Annotated in this window: 23 protein-coding genes and 1 tRNA gene; 17 read left to right on the forward strand and 7 right to left on the reverse strand. The window is 65.2% G+C overall.

Annotated features, from left to right (window positions below; translation table 11 throughout):
- Positions 1-442 precede the first annotated feature (442 nt).
- Positions 443-1393: a dipeptidase gene (locus tag ACWDTF_RS23630; protein ID WP_355279857.1), complete on the forward strand. Its 951-nt coding sequence runs from the start codon at positions 443-445 to the stop codon at positions 1391-1393.
- 11 nt (positions 1394-1404) lie between these two features.
- Here the strand turns inward: ACWDTF_RS23630 and ACWDTF_RS23635 are convergent, their stop codons facing one another.
- From ACWDTF_RS23635 to ACWDTF_RS23650, 4 genes are read right to left on the reverse strand one after another with little or no spacing between them, the layout of a single operon-like run.
- The gene (locus tag ACWDTF_RS23635; protein ID WP_355279859.1) at positions 1405-2589 is read right to left on the reverse strand and encodes an ABC transporter permease; all 1185 of its coding nucleotides are present in this window, start codon (positions 2587-2589) and stop codon (positions 1405-1407) included.
- Entirely contained in the window at positions 2586-3425 is an 840-nt protein-coding gene (locus ACWDTF_RS23640; RefSeq protein ID WP_449755159.1) for an ABC transporter ATP-binding protein, read from the reverse strand. The genes ACWDTF_RS23635 and ACWDTF_RS23640 overlap by 4 nt, the downstream gene beginning before the upstream one ends.
- Before the next feature lie 55 nt (positions 3426-3480).
- Complete coding sequence (locus ACWDTF_RS23645) at positions 3481-4080, reverse strand: TetR/AcrR family transcriptional regulator (RefSeq protein ID WP_240861095.1); 600 nt, start codon at positions 4078-4080, stop codon at positions 3481-3483.
- Positions 4081-5313, reverse strand: a complete 1233-nt coding sequence (locus tag ACWDTF_RS23650; RefSeq protein ID WP_449755160.1) for a CaiB/BaiF CoA transferase family protein — start codon at positions 5311-5313, stop codon at positions 4081-4083. It lies immediately after the preceding gene.
- A 159-nt stretch (positions 5314-5472) separates the two neighbouring features.
- On the opposite strand from ACWDTF_RS23650, the gene ACWDTF_RS23655 reads away from it, so the two are divergent.
- Genes ACWDTF_RS23655 through ACWDTF_RS23700 form a run of 10 tightly spaced genes read left to right on the forward strand, consistent with a single transcriptional unit; the run spans position 5473 to position 15910 of the window.
- Positions 5473-6249, forward strand: a complete 777-nt coding sequence (locus ACWDTF_RS23655; RefSeq protein ID WP_449755167.1) for an ABC transporter permease — start codon at positions 5473-5475, stop codon at positions 6247-6249.
- Positions 6250-6270: 21 nt separating this feature from the next.
- Positions 6271-7137: an ABC transporter permease gene (locus ACWDTF_RS23660; protein WP_355275221.1), complete on the forward strand. Its 867-nt coding sequence runs from the start codon at positions 6271-6273 to the stop codon at positions 7135-7137.
- Complete coding sequence (locus ACWDTF_RS23665) at positions 7134-8168, forward strand: MlaD family protein (protein WP_449755161.1); 1035 nt, start codon at positions 7134-7136, stop codon at positions 8166-8168. Before ACWDTF_RS23660 ends, ACWDTF_RS23665 begins: the two co-directional genes overlap by 4 nt.
- A complete protein-coding gene (locus ACWDTF_RS23670) occupies positions 8165-9196 on the forward strand; it encodes an MlaD family protein (protein ID WP_449755162.1) in 1032 nt (343 codons plus the stop codon). The genes ACWDTF_RS23665 and ACWDTF_RS23670 overlap by 4 nt, the downstream gene beginning before the upstream one ends.
- Positions 9193-10233, forward strand: a complete 1041-nt coding sequence (locus tag ACWDTF_RS23675) for an MlaD family protein (protein ID WP_449755163.1) — start codon at positions 9193-9195, stop codon at positions 10231-10233. Before ACWDTF_RS23670 ends, ACWDTF_RS23675 begins: the two co-directional genes overlap by 4 nt.
- 34 nt (positions 10234-10267) lie before the next feature.
- The gene (locus ACWDTF_RS23680; protein ID WP_449755164.1) at positions 10268-11341 is read left to right on the forward strand and encodes an MlaD family protein; all 1074 of its coding nucleotides are present in this window, start codon (positions 10268-10270) and stop codon (positions 11339-11341) included.
- Positions 11342-11343: 2 nt separating this feature from the next.
- Positions 11344-12393 (forward strand): MlaD family protein, encoded by a 1050-nt coding sequence (locus ACWDTF_RS23685; RefSeq protein ID WP_355275231.1) that lies wholly within the window; start codon positions 11344-11346, stop codon positions 12391-12393.
- A complete protein-coding gene (locus ACWDTF_RS23690; RefSeq protein WP_355275233.1) occupies positions 12390-13349 on the forward strand; it encodes an MlaD family protein in 960 nt (319 codons plus the stop codon). The genes ACWDTF_RS23685 and ACWDTF_RS23690 overlap by 4 nt, the downstream gene beginning before the upstream one ends.
- Positions 13350-13408: 59 nt before the next feature.
- The gene (locus tag ACWDTF_RS23695) at positions 13409-14131 is read left to right on the forward strand and encodes a hypothetical protein (RefSeq protein WP_240861115.1); all 723 of its coding nucleotides are present in this window, start codon (positions 13409-13411) and stop codon (positions 14129-14131) included.
- 12 nt (positions 14132-14143) lie between these two features.
- Entirely contained in the window at positions 14144-15910 is a 1767-nt protein-coding gene (locus ACWDTF_RS23700; RefSeq protein WP_355275235.1) for a long-chain-acyl-CoA synthetase, read from the forward strand.
- On the opposite strand, the gene ACWDTF_RS23705 is transcribed toward ACWDTF_RS23700, so the two are convergent.
- Positions 15898-16500, reverse strand: coding sequence for a serine aminopeptidase domain-containing protein (locus ACWDTF_RS23705; protein ID WP_240861141.1), 603 nt, complete (start codon positions 16498-16500; stop codon positions 15898-15900). The genes ACWDTF_RS23700 and ACWDTF_RS23705 overlap by 13 nt on opposite strands.
- 62 nt (positions 16501-16562) lie before the next feature.
- Between ACWDTF_RS23705 and pgm the strand changes: the two genes are divergently transcribed.
- Positions 16563-18206 carry a phosphoglucomutase (alpha-D-glucose-1,6-bisphosphate-dependent) gene (gene pgm / locus ACWDTF_RS23710; protein ID WP_240861118.1) on the forward strand — a complete coding sequence of 548 codons (1644 nt, stop codon included), beginning with the start codon at positions 16563-16565 and terminating at the stop codon, positions 18204-18206.
- A gap of 6 nt (positions 18207-18212) precedes the next feature.
- Here pgm and ACWDTF_RS23715 read toward each other — a convergent pair whose 3' ends face one another.
- A complete protein-coding gene (locus tag ACWDTF_RS23715; protein ID WP_240861120.1) occupies positions 18213-18941 on the reverse strand; it encodes a VIT1/CCC1 transporter family protein in 729 nt (242 codons plus the stop codon).
- A gap of 81 nt (positions 18942-19022) precedes the next feature.
- Between ACWDTF_RS23715 and ACWDTF_RS23720 the strand changes: the two genes are divergently transcribed.
- From ACWDTF_RS23720 to ACWDTF_RS23740, 5 genes are all read left to right on the forward strand, one after another.
- Complete coding sequence (locus ACWDTF_RS23720; protein WP_449755165.1) at positions 19023-19769, forward strand: DsbA family protein; 747 nt, start codon at positions 19023-19025, stop codon at positions 19767-19769.
- A 335-nt stretch (positions 19770-20104) separates the two neighbouring features.
- The gene (locus tag ACWDTF_RS23725; protein ID WP_449755166.1) at positions 20105-20458 is read left to right on the forward strand and encodes a UBP-type zinc finger domain-containing protein; all 354 of its coding nucleotides are present in this window, start codon (positions 20105-20107) and stop codon (positions 20456-20458) included.
- 110 nt (positions 20459-20568) lie between these two features.
- Positions 20569-20641: transfer RNA gene (locus tag ACWDTF_RS23730), tRNA-Ala, on the forward strand.
- Positions 20642-20891: 250 nt separating this feature from the next.
- The gene (locus ACWDTF_RS23735; RefSeq protein WP_355275242.1) at positions 20892-21110 is read left to right on the forward strand and encodes a hypothetical protein; all 219 of its coding nucleotides are present in this window, start codon (positions 20892-20894) and stop codon (positions 21108-21110) included.
- Between the two features lie 32 nt (positions 21111-21142).
- Positions 21143-22018, forward strand: a complete 876-nt coding sequence (locus ACWDTF_RS23740) for a putative toxin-antitoxin system toxin component, PIN family (protein ID WP_449755168.1) — start codon at positions 21143-21145, stop codon at positions 22016-22018.
- 236 nt (positions 22019-22254) lie between these two features.
- Here ACWDTF_RS23740 and ACWDTF_RS23745 read toward each other — a convergent pair whose 3' ends face one another.
- Positions 22255-22476 carry an amphi-Trp domain-containing protein gene (locus ACWDTF_RS23745; RefSeq protein ID WP_355275244.1) on the reverse strand — a complete coding sequence of 74 codons (222 nt, stop codon included), beginning with the start codon at positions 22474-22476 and terminating at the stop codon, positions 22255-22257.
- Positions 22477-22658: the final 182 nt, after the last annotated feature.

A 22658-nucleotide genomic window follows, 5' to 3' on the forward strand; every position in this document is an offset into this window, starting at 1 on the left:
GCCGCGCGGAGGCTCCGGGCCGCATGGGCGGCCCCGCTCTTCCGGGCTCCACGATCGCCGACGACGTCGGCGGGTGGGTCGCTGATCCGAAGAGTACTGCTTTCGGCCTCCTGAACTGGGGTATGCAAGGGCTTCACCCAGCCTGCTTAGGGTCCGAGGACCGCTGCGACAGGGACCTCGTTTCTGGTCAGAGACCTTCGGAACTGCCGACGGTCCCTGACCACAAGTGAGGTCTCTGTGATGGTTGGCCGCGACGGCCGCTTCGCACCCCCGGAGGCGTCGTCGGCGTGTCGCGATGTCAGAAACCGCGTGTCTGGTCAGAAACCCGAGGCGCACCAGCGGTTCTGGCCACACCTGCGGTTTCTGGCGACAAGTGCGGTTTCTGCGAGCAGCATGTCAACGGCACCAGAGATTATCGCCATCCCGCGTACCATCGACGCAGATGACACTCCTCTGGGACCAGCACGCCTGTCTGCCACTGCGGCCCGACGCCGACGTCGGAGTACTGAACAGGTTCCGCCACGGCAGTGGGACGTACGTTTCGATCAATGTCGGCTACTCGCCGCAGAGCCTCGCAGATTCGTTGGCGCTCGCCGACGCATTCCGCGCATCGATCGCGGCACTCGACGATGCCGAGATGGTGGCGACCACAACGGAGATCGAGGCAGTCACCGGCGCAGGCGGGCTTGCCGTCGCCTTCGATCTGGAGGACAGCGGCTCGCTCGACGGTGATCTCGACAACGTGCGCACGTTCTACGATCGCGGCGTCCGCACCATGCTGCCTACCTACAACCACGCCAACACCGCCGGGTGTGGGTGTCTCGACACTGAGGACACGGGCCTGACCGCGTGGGGGAGACAACTGGTCGCGGAGATGAACGCCGTCGGGATGGTGCCCGACGGCTCGCACTGCAGCGCGCGTACTGGTCTCGACATGTGTGAGATCTCCACCGCCCCGGTCATCTACAGCCACTCATGTATGCGAGCGCTGTGGGATCACCCGCGCAACATCACCGACGACCAGGCTCGCGCGTGTGCTCAGACGGGCGGGGTCGTCGGAATCACGGGCGTCGGAATCTTCCTGGGACCCAACACTCCGACGCTGGAGGCGATGACCCGCCATCTGGAGTACGCCGTCGAGCATGTGGGCATTGATCATGTGGGTGTCAGCACCGACCACTCCTTCGACCAGGACGACTTCTACGCCGAGATCGCGGCCAACCCGGAGGCGTTCGACGAGTCGTACACGCGGTGGGGTCCGATCCAATGGATGCCGCCGGAAACCTTTGTGTCGCTGGGAACCCATCTCGCGGAGCGTGGTTGGCGAGATGCCGACATCGTGGCGGTACTCGGTGGCAACTTCCTTCGCGTCGCCCGGGAGTCATGGCGGTGACCTCAGTGCGCTCAGGCGATCCGTATTCCCCTGGGCAGCTTGCGAATCGGGACGCGCAATCGACGCGCCGCGATGATGAGACCGATTCCGCCGATGACAATGGTGATGGCCAGTCCGATATACCAGCTGTCGCCGATGCGCGACAGCTCGTGCTCATTGGAGCGGTACCAGTACGACTGCGCACGGGCTTGATCGTTGCTCAGCTGGTAGCGGTCACCGCAATACCGATCCGCGATGAACGGGCCTGCCCGGCTGCTTGAGAGCGCGGCGGCGATGGACTGGGCGGCGGACGGATCCGGAGTGTCCGTGTTGTAGTCGGACGAACCGAGTCGGGGTGAGTACGTATCGGGATAGTCGTGGTCGGCGACGACGTCGGCCACGAGAAGGAAGGGATTGGGGGCCAGTAGCCACCAGGTCCGTTCGGTGTGGTGAAACTCCTCGTTCTCTGTCCTGTCCTCACATTTCCATTCCGCGTTCTCGTAGTCGTTCGGTGCCGCGGAGACCAAACTTTCGTGCGGTCGCGTGACCTCGTGCCGATGCGCCGTGGACGGGAAGAGGAGTCCGAAGATCGCGGGCAGGCCGAGGATGAGAAAGAAGACGACACTTTGGGTGAGTACCGCCGAACCGGCCGGTCGCGCACTCACGGCCGACAGGCCCAGCCCGACCCCGCAGTAGCAGGCGAACAGCACCGAGACCACGCATATGCCGAGTAGGCCGGGCCAGATCCCGTACGGCGCGGCGATGACGGCCCAGATCAGGTAGGGCAGGGCGAGGACCACCAGCGTCATCGACGATGCCCAGTTGCCGATCAGTTTGCCAAGGGCCAACTGCCAGTGGGTGATTGTGGTGTCCTGAACCACGGCCAGGGTGGCGTCCTTGCGGTCGCCGTTGATCGACGTCGCCGACAGGGTTGGAGCCAGCACGATTCCGCAGAACAACAGAATCGAGACCAGGATCATGTAGAAATTGGTGGCCCAGATCTTGTATGTCGCTTCGAAGACGCCGACGGTCAGGTACAGCGACCCGAACACCACGATCGAGACGAACACGAACAACGCTCCGAGAGTCACCTTCCATCGAGTGGTTCGGAGGCGTTGGCGGAGCTCGAGGCCGATCACGACCAGGACAATGCTCAGCCAGGCGCCCAGCCGATTGCGGCCGGCGTGATGCTGCTGTCTCTCCGTGGTGAGGGTCATCGGCGCTCCGGGTCGAGGGCGAGGTACGCGTCTTCCAATTCATTGCTCACGCGGGAGAATTCGGCAATGTGGGCACCATGGGCGACGAGCCGGGTCAGGTGCTCGGCGGCGGCTTCGTCATCGGCGAACTCCAGCGTTTCGGCCTCGGCGGATGTCTGTCCGAGCAGACGAATTCGCCACGAGTGGCCGGTCGCGGCGCCCGTCGGACGCGTCCGCCCTTCCGTCATCATCACGACGTCGTCGACCATCTCGGACAGCTCGGACAGGATGTGTGACGACACCAGCACGGTGCATCCGCCGTCGGCAAGCTCTCGGAGCTGGTCACGCAGATCGAGTCGCGACCGAGGATCCATCCCGGACGCGGGTTCGTCGAGGAGGAGGATTCGAGGCCGGTTCACCAGTGCGCGGGCGAATCCGAGCCGCTGCTTCTGGCCGCGGGACAGTACATGTGCTGGTTTGCCGGCGAACTCGGACAGGTGAACCATCGCAAGCAATTCGTCTGCCCGGCTCTTCGCGTCGCGGGCGGTCTGGCCGTACAGCCGGGCGAACGTGGTGAGTATTTCCTTGGCGGTCAGGGCATCCCAGGTACCGAACACATCCGGCATCCAGCCGGTCACCTGCCGCGCTCGATCTGGTCCGACTGGTTCGTCGTCGAGCAGAATTTGGCCGGTGTCGGGAGCGAGCAGACCCGCGAGCATGAGTAGAAGTGTTGTTTTACCTGCGCCATTGGGGCCGACGAGTCCGTGGATCACTCCGCTGCGCAGTGCGATATCCGCATGCTCGACGGCGAAGTGACCCCGGAACGATCGCGAGAGCCCGGTCGCGATGAGAGACATGGGATGAAGTTACCAAATCAAATGCGAGTTTCGCTAAAGTGGACTGTGGTCTTCGTCACCGGCCGTTGTACATCGCCCGACGGAAGATCTCGGCGACGGTGGCGATGGCCACCTCGTCGTCGTGGGTGTCGACGCCCGGGTCGCCCCCGGCCGCATACCAGGTCCAGCAGAACGACTCCATCATCGACACGATCGCCGACGCGAACACGCCGTGATCGAGATCGACTGGCACGCCCTGCTTCTCGACCGATCGAACCACCTTGAGGACCGCACCGATACCATCGGCCCGACGCTGCCGCCACCACTGGGCGAACTGTTCGTCGGTCATGGAGAGCTGGAAGACGCCGATCATCTCCGGCAGATACTTCCGGTACATCTCGAAGTACACGCGCACTGCGGCTTCGACATTCGCCCGCGGATCGGAGGTGAGTCGCTCGCGTGTGCCCTCCAGCACGTCTTCGTTGAATGTCTGGAGCAGCGCTTCGAGAAGCTGCTGTTTGTTCTCGTAGTAGTTGTAGAACGATCCCGCCGAGCGTCCCGCGACCGAGGCGATGTCGGAGATCTTCGCGTTGAGAAAACCCTTCTCCGCGAACACCTGTCGTGCGGCCTGATGAAAGGCGGCCTCGGTACGACGGCCCTTGGGTGTGGCAACCATTCAGATGACCCCTGTCCGCTGTAAATCGGCGATTTCGTTGTCGGACAAGCCAAGTAACTCGCCGTAGACCGAGGCGTTGTCGGAGCCGGGCTCGGGCGGTCCGGCCGAGCGGATGCCGCCGGGCGTCTCGCTGAACTGGGGCACCACACCGGGTCCGAGGACCGTGCGCCCGACCCGGGTGTCGTAGTGCTCGGCAATCATGCCGCGCGCCTGCAGATGTGGGTCGTTGACGACGTCGGCAACCGTATTCACAGGACCGACCACCACGCCCGCGGCCTGCAGCGTGTCGGTGAGTTCGACCGTCGTCAGCTGCGACGACCACTCGCCGATCAGGGCATCGAGTTCGTCCTGGTTGCGACCCCGCGCGGCGTGGTCGGCGAACCGCTCGTCGGTGGCGAGCTCGGGTGTCCCCATCGCCGCGCAGAGCCGCGCGAACACCGTGTCCTGGTTGGCGGCGATGATCACATGCGTGCCGTCCTTGGTGGGGTAGAGGTTGCTCGGTGCGATGCCGTCGAGCCGGGTACCCGACGGTCCGCGCACCACACCGCCCATGTCGTAGTCGGCGATGGCCGACTCCTGCACGGCGACACAGGATTCCAGCAGACTCGTGTCGACCACCTGCCCCTTGCCGGTCACGGTCCGCCGATACAAGGCGGCAAGTGCGCCCTGCGCGGCGAACATGCCGGCCAGGGTGTCGCCCAGAGACAGCGCAAGTCGCGGCGGCAGCTGACCGGGATAACCGTTGAGGTGCCGTAAGCCGCTCGCCGCCTCGGCGACCGACGCATAGCCGGCGCGGGTCGCGTCGGGTCCGTACTGGCCGTAACCGGATACCCGGACGACGACGATGCCCGGGTTGCGTTCGGACAGGACGTCGGGTCCGATGCCGAGCCGCTCGAGGGTGCCGGGGCGGAAGTTCTCGACGATGATGTCGGCGCGGTCGGCGAGCCGCAGAAACAACTCGCGGCCGGCGCCGCTGCGCAGATCGAGTGTGACCGCTCGCTTGTTGCGGCCATGCACGGTCCAGTAGAAGCGGTGGCCGTCCACCTCGGCCTGACCCCAGGTGCGGATCGGATCGGGCCGACCCGGGGGCTCGATCTTGATGACGTCGGCGCCCATGTCGCCGAGGAGCCGGGCCGCATGTGGGCCCGCGATGAGAGTGCCGAGTTCGAGCACGGTGATCCCGTCGAGAGGGCCCGTGGGCGCGTCGTGCGCCGTCGGCGTTGATTCGATCATTGGTTCAGTCTGTACGAAAACAGGCGCTCAGGGCCACTCCGACCGGAAATTTCTGAAAATGAACACAGTTTTGGTTTTTCATGCAAAACTGTCGTGCGGAGGGGAACCAAGGTGGCTTTCAGGATTCTCGAGCAAGCGTCGCGGGGACGGCCGGTGCAGATGGTGCGGTCGTCCGTCGCGACGCTCGGACGACTTCTCGACCTGGTGACCGTGTCGCTCGGCTGGGGTGCGCGGGACATCGTCACGCGGCGATTCCCCTGGTCGGAGGCGTATCGCCAGACGACGTTCTATGCCGGAGTCGCAGCCTTGCCCGCAGCTCTTGTCGCCATCCCGTTCGGGGTGATCATCTCGGTCCAGGTCGGCAGCCTCACCGCACAGATCGGCGCGTCGTCGATGGCCGGCGCGGCCGGTGCACTCGGGGTTTTGCGGCAGGGAGCGCCGATCGCGACCGCGCTGCTGATGGGCGGTGCCGTGGGTTCCGCGGTGGCGGCCGACCTCGGCGCACGCACCGTCCGCGACGAGATCGACGCCCTGCGAACCATGGGCATGGATCCGGCGCGCCGGGTGATCGCCCCACGCCTGCTCGCGGTCATGGTGGTGGCACCGCTCATCTGCATCGAGATCATCTTCGTCGGTGTGTCGACCGGCTACTTCGTGAACGTGGCGTTCCAGGGTGGCGCCGCGGGCAGCTACATCGGCTCCTTCGGCGAATTTGCCGGACTGACCGATCTGTGGGCGGCGCTGGCGAAGGCCGAGATCTTCGGCATCGTCGTGGTCGCGATTGCCTGTCAGCGTGGTTTGGAGGCCAAGGGCGGGCCACGCGGGGTGGCCGACGCGGTCAACGCGGCCGTCGTCCTGTCCGTGGTGGCCAGCTTTGTGCTCAACCTGATTGCCACGCAGATTCTTTCGATGTTCGTAGAGAACCGGATCGGGTGAGGCGATGAATCGGGTGAGGCGATGACGGGTCTGGACCTCTATCTTAACGCGCATCCCCGCGCCCGCCGGCTGGCCGACGCGGCAAGTCTGCCCGGCCGGTTGCTCGCGATGCTCGGCCATCAGTTGCGGTTCGCCGCTCAGGTGATCGGAGCGGTTCCACATACGTTGCGCCACTACCGAAATCAGACACTCGCGGTGTTGGGCGACATGATGTGGGGCAGCGGGACGGTGATCGTCGGCGGCGGTACGGTCGCGGTGCTCGTGGTGCTGGGCGCATCGGTCGGTGGCTCGATCGGCGTGGAGGCCTTCGGATCTCTCGACATGTTCGGGATGGGACCGCTCACCGGATTCCTCTCGGCCTATGCGACGACGCGCGAGATCGCACCGATCGTCGCCGCCATCGGTTTCGCCGCGCAGGCCGGTTGTCGAATGACCGCCGAGATCGGCGCGATGCGCATCTCCGAGGAGATCGACGCCCTCGAAGCCCAAGCGGTGACGCCCATTCCGTTCGTGGTGACCACCCGTGCTATTGCCGGGGTGGTCACCATCATCCCGCTGTTCCTGATCACGCTGGTGCTGGCGTACCTCACGTGCGCCTGGGTGGTGACCGGATTCCACGGCCAATCGTCGGGCACCTACGAGCACTATTTCAACGCCTTCCTGAGGCCGATCGACGTCTTCTACGCGGTCATCAAGGTGGTCGTCTTCATCGTCGCGGTGGTCCTCGTGCATGGCTATCAGGGCTTCTACGCGCGTGGCGGGCCCGAAGGCGTGGGCGCGGCGACCGGACGCGCCATCAAGTTCAGCTTCATCCTGATCGTGGTCCTCGACATGCTGCTCACCCTGGTGTTCTGGGGCACCGACGTCGGATTCAGGTTCTCCGGATGATCGGCCCGCCCGTCGATCACTCCGGCCGTGGCCTCAGCACCGGCCGACATGCGGTGTGGGGTCTCGCGATGGTCGCGATCGTCGCGATCGTGACCATCCCGATCGCGCTGTATGCGCAGCGCGCGTTCGACGATGACGTCGAGATCACCCTCACCTCAGCGAAAGTGGCCGACAGTCTCACGGCCGGGGCCGACGTCAAGTACCGGGGACTGCTGGTGGGGCGTGTCGACGACGTCGAGGTGACCGACGATGGACAGCAGCGCATGACCGTCGCACTCGACGCCGATCAGGCGCGGGGGATCGACGGACAACTCACGGCACGATTTGTGCCCTCCAACATCTTCGGCGTGGTCGGCGTGGAGTTGACGCCGGTCGCTCCGGGGCCCGCTGTCCGCGCCGGTGACGTCGTCGCCGTCGACGCGGATTCCGCCGGGGTGTCGGCCATTGCGGTGCTCCGCGACATCGGGTCCGTCACCACGACCCTCACCGGCAACGACGTGAATGCGATGATCAATCGCCTCGATCAGGTGGTGGACCAGTTGTCTCCCTTGATATCCGGCGGCTTCGAACTGTTCGTTCTGGCCAAACAACATCAGCGGATGCCGTTCGCCGATGTGCTGCGTATCTCCGCGGACACCCTGCACGGTGCCGACCGTCTCGCCGAACCCTTCGTCGACCTGTTCACCACGCTCGTGGAAAAGACCGAGATGTATGCCGATCCGGTTCAAACCGCCAAGGTGACCGGTGCGCTCACCGGCCTGGTGCAGACCTTCATCACCCTCGGGCAGGTAGTCGGGCACAACCCGCGTGAACTCGCCACCGTCCTCGACGCGTCGTTGACTCTCGGTGCGCCCCTGGGCTACACCCTCTCCACCGTGCCGGCGTCGGCCGCCGACATTCACGAGCTGATCGGCCGGCTCGAGCGCGCGTTCCCCAAGGACAGCGGAGCGGTTCGTCTCCGGGTGGGGGCCACGCTCGCATCGCTCCCGCAGATCACCTCCGTGCTCGCCGGAATGGGCGGTACCCGATGAATCGAGTGAGTGCCTGGGCAACAGCGGGTTTCGTGGTCTTCGTGGTTGCCATGCTGGTGGCCGGGTGGGTGATCGTCGAGGCCCTGAACCCATCGGTGTCCGGTGACCAGCAGACCTACACAGCGCAGTTCACCGACGTCTCCGGACTTTCCGTCGGCAACGACGTGCGCGAACTGGGTGTGCGGGTCGGCAAGGTCGAGTCCATCGAACTGACCGGCACCGACGGTCGCAGTAGTGGGGGAATGACTGCGCAGGTGCGATTCTCGGTGACGACGACCAGTCATGTGTACGCCAACACCCAGGTTGCCATTCGCTACGTCAACCTGGTCGGGCAACGCTACATCGACCTGACCACCGACGGCGCCGGACAGGGGACGACGCCGCCGTCGGAGGTCATCCCCGTCGCGCGCACGGTCGGTTCGTTCGACATCACCGAGATGTTCAACGGTCTGCGACCGCTGTTCGGCACGCTTCAACCCGAACAGCTGAACTCGTTGATGACCAACATCCTTGCCGTCGTCGAAGGCCGCGGTCCCGACGTCGGGTCCGTTCTCGAACAGCTGCGACAACTCACCGGCGTGGTCGCCGACCGCTCCGCCATGATCGCGACCATCATCACCCAGCTCGGGCGCGTGGCCGCCGAGATCCGGTACAAGTCACCGAGGTTGAACGATCTGATCGCGCGGATGGGTGACGCCTTCGGGGTGTTGGCGGCGTCCGCGGACAAGACGCAGGTTTCGATGCGGCTCGCGGCTCGCAGCCTGGGTCCGGTGCGACAGTTACTCGGCCAACTCGAGGGCGCCTACTACGGCAACTATGCCGACGTCGACCGTCTGCTGCGCGCGTGGGTACCGGGGGTCAACTCGGCGACCGCGTTGCTCGCGCAGGTGCCGTCACTCATCGACGCGCTCGACGGGTCACTGCGCGTCGCAGCGCAGAAGAAGCTGACGTGCTCACAGGGCGAGGCGATTCCGTCGCCGATGACCAAGGTGCTGTTGGCCGGCGTGCCGGTGGTGATGTGCCGATGACCCAGCAGGTGCGACGCGACGAACGATCGGTCGAGCGCAGACAGGTGCGGATCGGTCTCATCGGGATAGTGGTGGCCATCGCGCTGGCCGTGGTCTGCGGGGTGATCTATCTGGATCCTTTCGGGCATCGCGAGATTGCGGTGCGACTGGAGACCAGCGGCGGACTGCGCATCGGCGACGAGGTGCGGATCGCCGGTGTGACCGTGGGCGAGGTGTCAAAGGTGACGCTGCATCCCGACCGAGTTGACGTCACGATGCGCATCGACGACGACCTCGCGATCGGCGACCAGAGTGCCGCCGACGTCCGACTGCTCACCGCCATCGGCGGCCACTATGTGGCCCTGCGCCCGGCGGGTCGTAACCCGCTGGGCAGCAATCCGATACCGGTAGATCGGACAACCGTTCCCTACACCCTTGCCGACGTCATCGCCGACTCCGGACAGGTCGTCGACCGCGTGGACGGGGTGACCATCTCGCAGACCCTGGACAAGGTGACCGCGGCGCTCGACGGTCAGCCCAGCGCGATCCGCGAGATCATCGCCGACATGCGGAAGCTGACGACCTCGATCGGCGGTCGGGGCCGCGACCTCGACGCCGCCGTCGCCCTGACGGACGAGTACATGGCCGGGCTCAACAGCGGGCGGGCGCGCCTGGTCGAGATGTTGCGCCTCATCGGCTTCGTCGGAGCCAAGGCGTACCAGGTGAAAGCCGAAGGCGTGGAGACGGTCCGATCGATCGGCGCGCTGTTCGCGTTCATCGGAAAGCCGGTCGATGCATTCACCGGAACCATCGAGCCGCCGCTGCAACAGGTGCTCGGGATGGTGCGGACGCTGCAGCAGCAGCCGGGCCGAATCGACGAGCTGCTGGCCAAGTTGAGGACCGTGGTCTCCGATGTCGCTGTCGCACTCGGCCTTCCGGGACGCGCAGCAGGCGTGGACAGGTCGGCGGTGGTGGTCGAGGTGCCCGGCGTCACGGTGACGCCGCAAAGCCTGGCCCGTGGCGGACTCTGCGTCCCCAGCGCGGGACGGAGGTGCTGAGGAAGTGACACGACTCTTACGGCCGAGGATCCTGTTGAGCGCACTCGTGGCGATCGCACTCGTGGTGTCGGTGACGGCGATGTTCCTCGGCGACGAAACCGACGGTCGCAGCGGCTGCGCCCAGATGGCCGATGCCGTCGGGCTGTATCCCGGCAACGACGTGACCATGCGCGGCGTTCGGGTGGGCGAGGTCACGTCGATCGCACCGTCGCAGGGCCATGTCGAAGTGCGATTCGACCTCGACGACGGTGTCGAGCTGCCCGCCGACGTGTCCGCGGTGACGACGTCGGACTCCATTGTCACCGACCGGCATCTGGAATTTCCGTCGGGTCGCGTCACCGGTCCGGCGTGGGATCTGAGCCAGTGCATCCCCCTGGATCGGACGCACACACCGAAGAGCGTCAGCGAGGCGTACGCCGCCTTCGACAAACTGTCTCGGGAGGTGACCGCGGCCGCGTCGACGTCGGGGCGCGGGCGTGACATCGTGCGTGACGCGATGAACCGGGTGAACGAGTCGCTGCGCGGGACCGGTCCGGACTTCAACAATGCCGTCCGGGGACTTGCTGCGGCGCTGGGTGATCCGGCACTGCGCGACGCACAACTCCGGTCCCTGCTGACCAACGTCGGCGAACTCACCGGATTCTTCGTCGAGCGTTGGCCTGCTTTGCAACTGGGACTGACCAAGCTCGGCGAGTTCGCAGTGACCTTCGACGAATGGTTCTCCGTGCTGAACCCGGCGGTGGTCGACACAACCAAGCTGACACCGTCACTGCTGCGTCTCATTCGCACCTACTCGCCAGACGTGTTCAAGGTGCTCGACGTGCTCGTCCCGTTGCTCGACCGCGTACCGGTCGAGACCATCGTGGGCATCCTGCGCAAGCTGCCGCCGGTGTCGGCAGGGTTGCAGCGCATTCTCGCTCAGGGTGCCAAGGCCGGTGGCGTGACGGTCGCGCCCCCGCGGGTTCGGGTTGCCGCGTCGTCGCCCGTGGTGTGCCGCACGGTCAATGCCGCGATGCCGGGAGCGTGTCGTCCGGTCGCCGGACGCACCGACACCGTCGATCTCGCGCTCGTCGCAATGGTGCTCGGTACGGTGCGGGGAGGGCGGTGAAGATGAACGGTCGGAATCGACGACTCGTGCTCACTCTGATTGCGGCAGTGGTGGTGATGGTGTCCGGCTGCTCGATGCAGCCGACCGATCTGCCGCTGCCCGGAACGCGGGTGGACGGCGCGAGCCGAACCCTGTCGGTCGAATTCGCCTCTGTCCTCAATCTTCCGGCGCGCAGCAAGGTTCTGCTGAACGGCACTCGGGTGGGCGTGCTCCGCGAGGTGCGGTTGGGGACACGCGACGGACGTCGTGTCGCCATCGCCATGCTCGACGTCGAGGAGGCCGTTGCGATCCCAGTCGGGAGCACCGCCGAGTTGCGGCAGGCCACTCTGCTCGGTGACTTCTACATCGCGCTGACTCCGCCGCAATCACGTGCGGGTTCCGACCTGCCCGACGGCGGCGTGATCGATCTCGCGCACAGTTCGGTCGCGCCCCAGGTCGAGGAATTGCTCGGCGGCGTCGCCGCGCTCGCCAACGGCGGGACGGTCGCCACACTGCAACGATTGATCACCAACGCCAACAACGCATTCCCGGCCGATGTGACCGACCGCGACACCGGAAACGAGGTGCTGCGCGCACTTATCGCGCGCAGCACATCAGAGAGCGCGTCGATCCGGCAGATCATCGCGTCGGTGGCCGAGATCTCGCGCACTCTCGACGCCAACGCCGCTGCCCTCGGATTCTCCTTCGAATTCGGGCCGCGCCGCGTGAGTGGCGCGGTGTCGGCCTTCCTCGGACTGTCCAATGTCTTGAATGCCCTGGGCCCCAACGTGGTCCCGATCGGCGACCTGGTGGTGCCGCGATACGCAACGCTGCAAGGCCTGATAGCTGTGGTCAATCCGTTGGTGGACACCGCGGTACGCCTCGATTCGGGTGCGCCGTCGGACATCGCACGGGTCGACGCCCTGCTGCGGGATCGGATCGTTCCCTGGCTGCGAAGTCCGTCGGTCGACGTCGTCGACGTGACCACCGCCGACGGTCGGGGAACCGGTCCGTCGACCGTGGACACCTCGACCGTCGCGGCGGTGTTGCGGATGATCGGAGCCGTAAAATGAAGCAGTCTCGCGCCATTGGTGGCCTCGTGCTGCTTGTCATTGTGTCGATCCTGCTGACGATCTATCTCTCGGTCGGTGTGCTGCGGGTGAACCCGCTGGCGGAGAAGGATTCTGTGATCGTCGAGCTCGCGCAGTCCGGTGGGCTGCAGACGAATTCGGCGGTTCTGTACAACGGGATCGAGGTCGGCAAGGTGACGTCGATCGACACCGATGGCACCCGTCTGCGCGCCCACCTGAGCATCGACGCAAATGCCGACATCCCGGCCGGCGCATCCATTCGGGTGGCGAACCTGTCGATGGTCGGCGAACAGTACGTCGAGTTCTCGTCGACCGATGCGGACGGACCTTACATCTCGGACGGAGATGTGCTGAGCGACAACATCGATCCCGGTATCGGGGTGGCCGACATGCTGGCACACATGCGGGGTCTGACCGGGCAGTTCGACCCGGAGACGCTGGAAGAGCTGGCCCGCACCATCACGTCGGGGTGGCAGGGCCGGGATGCCGACCTGGCCCGCATCGGCGACTTCGCCGAGCGCACCGCCCGCACCGTCACCACCTATCGGACCGAGTTCTCCGGGGTGTTCGACCATGTGCAACAACTTCTCTTGCGCTCACGGGCCGATCGGATCGGGCCGGTGTTGCGCGAGACCGCGCCGAAGCTTGCGCACATGAACGTGCCGTTCGCGACGCTGTGGAGCCTGCTGCCGGGTCTGGCGACCGCCACCGAGGGCGCGGTGGGCTGGTATGACGTGATCATCCCGTTCACCAAGAAGATCGGCGAGTACCTCGCGGCCACCATGCCCGACGCGGCCGCCATCATCGGCGTCCTGCAACCCACCCTGACGGCGGTCGCGCCCGCGGCGCGCGTGAATCTGGCGGCGGTTGCCGCAGCGGGCCTGCAGGTGGTCGACGAGAACGGCGTGCTCCGGATACGGGTGGTGCCGCCACGATGAACCCCGATCGCACCGAAGACACAAGCTCATCAAGAGAATCCTCCGACCCGGGAGAACCCATGAAAGACAACGACACCGAAGTGACGCAGGACAACGACCCCGGCGCCGTCGAGGTAGCCGACAGCGACACTGCCATCCCCGACGCCGTTGAAACCGAGACCGAAGCAGCCGCTACCGAAGCGCCCGTAACCGAAGCGGCGGTGTCCAAGGCGAAGTCGAAGCCGTCCGATGCCGGCACCACGGGCAGCTCGAGTGTTGTCAGCACCCTGCGGTCGCCACGTGTCATCCGGTGGGCCGCGGCCGTGGTGATCGTCGGGCTGCTGGTCGTCACCGGAGTATCGCTCTGGCAGATGCGATCGCTGCAAACCCAGCTCGATGCCGAACGATCGCAGAATGCCGACGCACTGCATGCTCAGCAGGTGGCCGCGGACTATGCGGTGGCTGCCGCTCACATCGATTACCGCAACTTCGACCCCTGGTTCGCCAGCCTGCGCCGCGGCGTCAACGACCGCCTCGCCGGGCAGTTCTCGAGCAGCGAACCGGCGTTGCGCGACCTGCTCGGACAGTTGCAGTGGACGTCGACGGGGTCGCTCGTGGGCAGCGACATCACCGCGCAGCACGACGGCAAGTACGAGGTTCAGGTGTTCGTGGACGTCACGACGAGCAACGTACAGTCGCCTCAAGGGGTCAAGACCACCGCGCTGTACCCGATCACCATCGAGAAGAACGGCTGGCGGATCAGCGACATCAGCGGGGGAGTGGCACCGATACCGGGCAAGTGAGCAGGAGAAGCGATGCCGGACAACAGCGGAGGGCAGAGTATCGGGCTGCGAGACATGGTGTGCGGGATCGCCTCGTTGTGCGGCGACATCCCGACGATGCTGCGAGCGCTGCCGTCGGCGATTCCGCAACTGCCGACGGCAAAGATGTCCATCGGCAAGCGATTCGCGCAGAACGCCCACAAGTTCGCCGACCGCGACTTCCTTCGTTTCGAAGGCAGATCGATCGCCTACCGGGAAGCCAACGAGCACGCCAACAGAATCGCTGATCTCCTCACACGCCAGGGGATCTCGCGCGGCGACGTGGTCGCCGTGCTCTCCCGCAACCATCCCGACGTCGTCATCACGATGCTGGCCATCGTCAAGATCGGCGCGATCGCCGGAATGCTGAACTTCCATCAGCGCGGCCAGGTGCTCGAACACAGTCTCGGGCTCATCGACGCGAAGATTGTTGTCTACCAGGATGATCTGTTCGAAGCGCTGGAGTCGGTGTCCAATACCGCGCGGCCGCCGATCGAGATGGAATTCGCCGATCTGCATCGTCGGGCCACAGGCTGCTCGTCGAAGAATCCGGCGGTGACCGACACGATATCGGCCGACGACACCGCCTTCTACATCTTCACCTCCGGGACCACCGGATATCCCAAGGCCAGCAAGATGAGTCACTATCGTTGGCTCGCCGCGATGGGTGGCATCGGCGGATTCGGCATCCGGCTTCGATCAGATGACGTCATGTACACGGCGCTGCCGTTCTATCACAACAACGCGCTGACGGTCTCGGTGTCCTCAGTCCTGGTGGCGGGTGCCTGTCTGGCGGTCGGCCGAGAATTCTCGGCGTCGCGATTCTTCGACGAGATGATCGAGAACGATGCGACCGCGTTCTGCTACATCGGCGAACTCTGTCGATACCTTCTTGCGCAGCCACCGAGACCGACCGATCGCGCGCATCGGGTGCGCCTGGCGGTCGGCAACGGGTTGCGCCCCGACATCTGGGACGAGTTCACCGAGCGCTTCGGCATCGACCGGGTCGTGGAGTTCTACTCGGCGAGCGAAGCCAACATCGGTTTCATCAACATCTTCGGACTGTCCAGGACGGCCGGCTTCTCGCCGATGAAGTACGCGATCGTCGAGTACGACGAGGAGACCGGCGAACCGCTGCGCGGCCCGGACGGACGGGTGATCCCGGTGGGACGGCACGGTACCGGCCTGCTGATCGCGGAGATCAACAAACTCATCCCGTTCGACGGCTACACCGATCCGGACGCGTCGCGCAGAAAGGTGATCACCGATGCGCGCAAGAAGGGTGACAGCTGGTTCAACAGCGGGGATATCGTTCGCGACCAAGGCTTTTGGCACATCGAGTTCATCGACCGGATCGGTGACACCTTTCGGTGGAAGGGGGAGAACGTGGCGACGACCGAGGTGGAAGCCGTCATCGATGCTCAGCCGGAGGTCGACGAGGCGGTTGTCTTCGGGGTGCCGATACCCGATGCCGACGGCAAGGCCGGCATGGTTGCCGTCAGCCTCAAGGCCGACGCAGAATTCGATCCCGACGGTTTCGCCGAGCGCGTGCGCGCGAACTTGCCCGGCTACGCGGTGCCGCTGTTCGTCCGGATCGTCGACCATCTCGAACACACGTCGACGTTCAAGCGCACACGGACCGAGCTACGTCGCGAGGCGTACTCCGAAGTCGGGGACGATCCGCTGTACGTGCTGCGGGGCGATACCTACGTCGAATTCGACGGTGTGGTGCAAGCGCGACAAAGCGTTCAGCCACGTTGATCCGACAGTGCCTGCCGGACGAACGCGAGAGCGGCGCCCTGCCACAACAGGATGTGGTCGAGCATCGAGTGGCCCCCACCGGGCACGGGGACGAACTCGGCGCGAAATCCCTGCGCCCGCAGTTCCTCGATGCCCTTGCGGGTGCGGCGTGCGAACGTGCGCTCGTCGGCGTCGCCGTGCACGGCGACCACGCGGGCACCCGGGTTGATGAACCGCCAATCGGCGTACTGCCACCACGGGGCCAGTCCGAGCACCCCGACGACGCGTCGATCCTCGGCAAGACCGGCGGCGACGCGGCCGCCCATCGAATGGCCGATCACGACTACCGGCACTCCGGGGTGTTGACGGCACATGTCCTCGAGCGCCGCCCGGGCGTAGAGCATCGGACTGGCCTGGTCGCCGTTCCAGCCGTAGACGCGGTAGCGCAGCTGGCGGACTGCGACGGCCCGGCCGAAGCGCGCACGGATCGACCAGGTGAACGGGTACATCCGCAGGGCCGAACTCTGCCATGGGCTGAATGGGCGGTAGCTGCGATCGGTCCCACCCGGTGCCACCAGGACGATCAGCCGGGGATTGCTCGGCGACTTCATCAACACGATCAACACGCTATCGTTGCTGCGCGCAGGCGTGTCATGGTGGCAGAATTCGAACCATGGCACATCCTCGCGCTGGTACGTTGGCCCTGCCCGAAGACCTCATCGATGTAGCGGCCGTGGAACGGGCCTACTACGACAACGTGCCGGACCCGGGTGATCCGCTTCAGCAAGTGGTGTTCGGAACCTCCGGGCACCGAGGTTCGAGCCTGGACACCGCATTCAACGAAGCCCACATCCTGGCCACCACGCAGGCGATCGTCGAGTATCGGCGTGGCGCGGGCATCACCGGCCCACTGTTCATCGGCTTCGACACGCACGCGTTGTCGATTCCCGCGTGGCGCAGTGCTCTCGAGGTGCTGGCTGCCAACGAGGTCACCACGCTCACCGCCGAAAGTGACTCGTTCACACCGACTCCCGCGGTGAGCCGGGCCATCCTGACGTTCAACCGAGACAATCCGGGCGTGCTGTCCGACGGGATTGTCGTCACGCCGTCGCACAATCCGCCGCGCGACGGCGGCTTCAAATACAACCCGCCCAGCGGCGGACCTGCGGACACGACGATCACCTCGGTGGTCGCCGCGCGTGCCAACGAGATCCTGGCGAACAAATTGGCCGATGTGAAGCGAATCCCGTTCGAACAGGCCCGATCCGGGGAGTTCGTCAAAGAGTTCTCGTTCCTGATCAACTACTGCGACGGGCTCAAAGACGTCGTGAATCTCGAGGCGATCCGCGAAGCCGGGGTGCACATCGGCGCCGATCCCCTCGGTGGTGCATCCGTCGGCTACTGGGCAGGCATCGGATTTCGGTACAACCTGCAACACCTGACGGTGGTGAACCCGACGGTCGACCCGACCTTCTCGTTCATGACCCTCGACACCGACGGCAAGATTCGCATGGACTGTTCATCGCCGAATGCGATGGCGTCACTCATCTCTGCGCGGGACTCCTACGACATCGCCACCGGCAACGACGCCGACTCCGACCGGCACGGCATCGTCACGCCCGACGGCGGACTCATGAACCCGAATCATTATCTGGCGGTCGCCATCGACTATCTCTTCACCCACCGACCGGGGTGGGCCGAGAGTGCGGCGGTCGGCAAGACGCTGGTGAGTTCGTCGTTGATCGATCGGGTGGTCAACGGCATCGGCAGGCCGCTGCTCGAGGTGCCGGTGGGATTCAAGTGGTTCGTAGACGGATTGCTCAGCGGCAGTATTGCTTTCGGCGGCGAGGAAAGCGCAGGTGCGTCGTTCCTGATGTTCGACGGCAGTCCCTGGTCCACCGACAAGGACGGGATCATCATGGCGTTGCTGGCGTCGGAGATCCTCGCGGTGACCGGCAAGACGCCGTCGCAGCGGTACCGCGAGTTGGCCGACGAGTACGGCGAAAGTGCGTACGCACGCGTTGATGCCCCCGCGTCGCGGGAGCAGAAGGCGGTGCTCGCCAAGCTGTCGGCGTCGCAGGTGAGTGCGACCGAACTCGCGGGCGAACCCATCACGGCGATCATGACCGAGGCGCCCGGAAACGGCGCGCCCATCGGCGGACTCAAGGTCACCACCGAGAACGCGTGGTTCGCGGCGCGGCCGTCGGGCACCGAGGACGTCTACAAGATCTACGCCGAATCCTTCAAGGGGGCAGAGCATCTCGCGCAAGTGCAGACCGAGGCGCAACAGGTCGTCGACGCAGCGCTGCAGGGATGAGCTGGGTCAGCCGGCGCCCGGCACCCCGATGAGCCAGCCGACGAGATAGGTTGCGCCCGCGGCTATGGCGCCAAAGGCCAACTGTCGCAGGGCGCCTCGCAACATGGGATGTCGGGTCACGTAGGCGGCGAGGCCGCCCGCCACGAGGAGTCCGGCAGCGCCGACGAGCAGACCGGCGGTCAACGACGAGAAGCCCAGCAGGTAGGGGATCAGCGGGATCACCGCGCCGATCGAGAACATCAGGAACGACGAGACCGCGGCTACCCATGGGGACGGCTGTTCGACGGGATCGACGCCGAGCTCCTGGGTGATGTGGAAGTCGACCGCCCGCTCGGTGTCCTGATGGATCTCGGTGGCGGCGGCCGTCGCGGTCTCCTCGGTCATGCCCATTCCGACGAACTCGTCGATCAGTTCGTCGAGCTCTGCTTTGGGGTGGCGGGTGAACTCGTCACGTTCGACGCGCACTTCGGCGTCGACCTGCTCGTTCTGCGTCGACACCGAGGTGAATTCGCCGAGCGCCATGGAAAACGCGCCGGCGACGAGCCCAGCGACGCCGGAGAGCACGATGGTGTGCGCGTCGGCGCCGGCTCCACCGACACCGGCGACCAGACTGATGTTGGTGACCAGGCCGTCCATCGCGCCGAAGGTGGCTGCGCGCACCCGACCGCCGGCCACGTTGGCGTGGACGTGGCCGACCTCTTCGGGGCCGGACTCCTCGGCAGGCGGGTCACTCACGGTGTGATCGTAATCAACCAGCCGATTCTTATCTTTGGACCGATAGAGTCGAGTGCAGGAAATCCGAGAGAAAGAAGCGTCGTGAACGACAAGCGCAAGTCCGGGGCGTCGGTGCCGAAGACCACGAAGTCGAAGTATCAGCCGAGTGCGAACTCCAGCCGCATGACCTACATCCTCGGCGGGTTGGCCATTCTGGTGGTGGCTGCGCTGGTGATCGGCGGGATCTTCTGGAGCCAGCGCGACAAGGGCAGCGCCGACGACTCGGCACTCAGCGCGAACGCGACCATGATCGCCGGGCCGGGCACCGCGCCGACGATCGACCTCTTCGAAGACCCGCTGTGCCCGATCTGCGGGCAGTTCGAGAAGCAGTACGGCCAGCAGATCAACGCCGCGATCACCGGCAACAAGATCCGGGTGCGGTTCCACACGCTCGACTTCCTGAACCAGAAGTCGGCCTCGGGTGACTACTCGGTGCGTGCCGCGGGCGCCCTGACCTGCGTCGCCGCCGAGGGCAACACGGACGTGTACCTCAAGTTCCATTCGGCGCTGTTCAGCAACCAACCCCAGGAGGGCGGCAGCTCCGACCTGACCAACGCCGATCTCGCCCGCATCGCCGGTGAACAGGGCGCATCACCCGCGACCACCAAGTGCATCGCCGATGGCGCCAAGGTCGGCGAAGCGGGCGACAAGGCGACCGCGTCGTTCGAGGAACTGCAGAAGGTCCTCGGCGACCAAGCGGGCACCCCGACGGTCCTGCACAACGGCGAGGCCGTCGACATCAGCAACACCAACTGGCTCAACGACATCATCGGATCGGACAACGCCTGACCCGAAGAGTCGCATCCGCTCCGTGAGCTAACACCGCTCGGCGAGTCGCCACCACCGCTCCCTGAGGTGTGAGGAGCCCAAGCGACGCCGGCACCCACCGCTCCCTGAGGTGCGAGGAGCGCAAGCGACGCCGGCACCCACCGCTCCCTGAGGTGCGAGGAGCGCAAGCGACGCCGGCACCCACCGCTTCCTGAGGTGCGAGGAGCGCAAGCGACGAGCCTCGAAGGGCTGGTGAGACAACAACGTCACCTCGCCAGGGGATGGGCGCTTCTCCGACCTCCACGAATGCCGGCGGGAGGGACACATTCACCTGCGTGGAGGTCTAGCGTGGGGTCATGAGCGAGCCGGTTGAGCAGATCAACGCCGACGTCCCACCGAGTGGGCCGGGCTGTCAAGAATGTGAGCAGTCCGGAGGGTGGTGGGTCCATCTTCGACGCTGCGCCGCGTGCGGCCACGTCGGTTGCTGCGACACCTCGCCGTCGCAGCACGCGACCGCCCACGCCGAGGGCACTGGTCACCGGATCGTGCAGAGTTTCGAGCCCGGTGAAGACTGGTTCTACGACTACGGGAGCGGCGACTTCGCTCGCGGACCCGCGCTCGTGCCACCCACCGAACACCCGGCCGATCAAACCGTGCCGGGTCCACGCGACCGGGTGCCCGCGAATTGGGACCAGCTCATCCATCGCTGACCGCCGATGCCTGGTCGGGGGATTTGGTCGCCTGAGCCCCGATGGTGTAATTTCGCCAGTGCCCTTCTTGAGGGCGGAGCACCGGTTCGGCCGGCTCGACAACCGCATACGGGGCTATGGCGCAGCTGGTAGCGCACCACACTGGCAGTGTGGGGGTCAGGGGTTCGAGTCCCCTTAGCTCCACAAGTAGAAACCCCCTCCGACATCGGTCGGAGGGGGTTTCTTTCTGTCCTAGACGAACTCGCACACGGCCGATCTGTCCTAAACTCTGTCCTACCGCTTTCGAGAGCGTGGCCGCGCGGCCGCGTAACCCGCGGACCGCATGACCAACCACCTCGATGCCCAACCGCCTATCTGGGCATCGAGGTCGTTCGCGTTACGCATCTGTCGTCGGATAGGTAGACTTGCTGGACACCACGCGGAGGAGGAACCCATGAGCAGGCGAGATAGGCGCGCCGACGCTCTCAAGCGGTTGTCTGCACGCTATGGAGTGAAGGGTGACGACGCCGCACTGGCTGGTGCTGTTCTCGATGCCGTCTACGGCAAGGTACGGGAGCGGGGCGAACTGCCCGAGGACACGGCATTCGGGGAAGTCGAAGCCGAGACCGAGCGCATCCGGCGGGAGCGTCGCCAGGGCGTCTACGCCCGGTAGCCGGAGGTAGCGGATAGTTGACCGTTGTCCTTGTGCTGGACACCAACGCTCTCATCAGCGCGGCCCTCAGTCCAAGTGGCCATTCTGCACAACTCATCGACCTTGCTCGGCGGGGTCGAATCTCGCTCATCATGTCGGATCATCTGTGCGACGAGTTGGAGACCCGGCTGGAGCGAGAGAAGTTCCGACGTTGGTTGTCACTCGATGACGTTCGCGACTTCGTTGACGCCGTGAGCATCGTGGCCGACTGGGTCGATGACCGACCCGACAATGAGATCCCCCTTGTCTGCGATGACCCCGACGACAACTATCTGGTTGCTCTGTTCCAGGATTCAGACGCGACAATGCTGGTGAGCGGAGACAAGGCAGTCCTACGACTCGACTACCCAGGCCTAGACGTACGCAAGCCAGCGGCCGCGATAGCGGCTCTCGACTTCATTCACGAATGGGGCGAGGGATACCTGGAGGGATCGGAAGAACGGTCCTTCGCACAAATTGAGGCCGAGGGCAACCGTGGCGTGATAGCGGCGTACTCGGCGTTTGCGGCAGTCATACAAGAGCCGAACGCTCACGAATTGCTCCCGTTTGTTGTCGTCCCCGAGACTGTGGAGGCGTTTCGCGGGGCACTCCCATGGATGAGGGAGCAACTTGTCAACCGTGGCTTCACGACCCGTCCGCATTACGCCTCACCCGATGTCGCGTATATCAAGCTTCCGCCAGATCCCGGAACGAATCTCCGTGCAGTCGGGGAGGTAGCGCTACCGGCCGACACCATCTTCGCCACAATGCAACGGTGTCTCGACCTACCCGACATCCCCGGCGCAGAGGTGGATCACTGGCGCGTGTTCGGGATCGGTGGCACCGTCGAGCCTGAACGAATCCGACCTCGGCCAACGCTAGGACAGTGATAAATGTGTCCTAACTCTGTCCTATGCCTCCGAGCCACCACCCGACACGGCCTAGACCTACAATCACGTAATCCCTTGTCGCGCAAGACAAGGCGATACGCACTAGACATCCGAGTGCACCCGACTTCACACTGGCAGTGTGGGGGTCAGGGGTTCGAGTCCCCTTAGCTCCACAAGTAGAAACCCCTCCGACCTGCGTCGGAGGGGGTTTCGATTACCCGGGTGACCTGTTCCCGCTACCAGGAGATCTCGATTTCGATCTCCGACTCCTCGCCACGCTCGATCTCGAATTTCAACTGAACCCGTGGCGGGATGTCGACGCGCACGGTTTTGTTGTTCTGGACGAACGAGACCTCGTTGTGCCGGGCAATCGCATCGGCGAGTTCACGGAGTCGCTGTGCGACCTCCTCGCGGCTGAGTTCGGTCTTGGTCTCGTGTTCGAACAGTTCATCGCTCATTCGACCATCTGAGACGACGGGAACCGGGCAGTCCAGGACCGGCGAGCCGACGCTTTGGGGAACTTCTGGATGCGACTCCTGTGCTCGTGACGGCGCTCATCGAAATTCCCCAGTGATGCTCATCTGAATTCCCCACCCCGTGTGGCTCCGCCGGAGAGGGCGGGCCTCCCGAGATGCTGGTG

The sequence above is a fragment of the Gordonia sp. NPDC003422 genome, assembly GCF_053588675.1.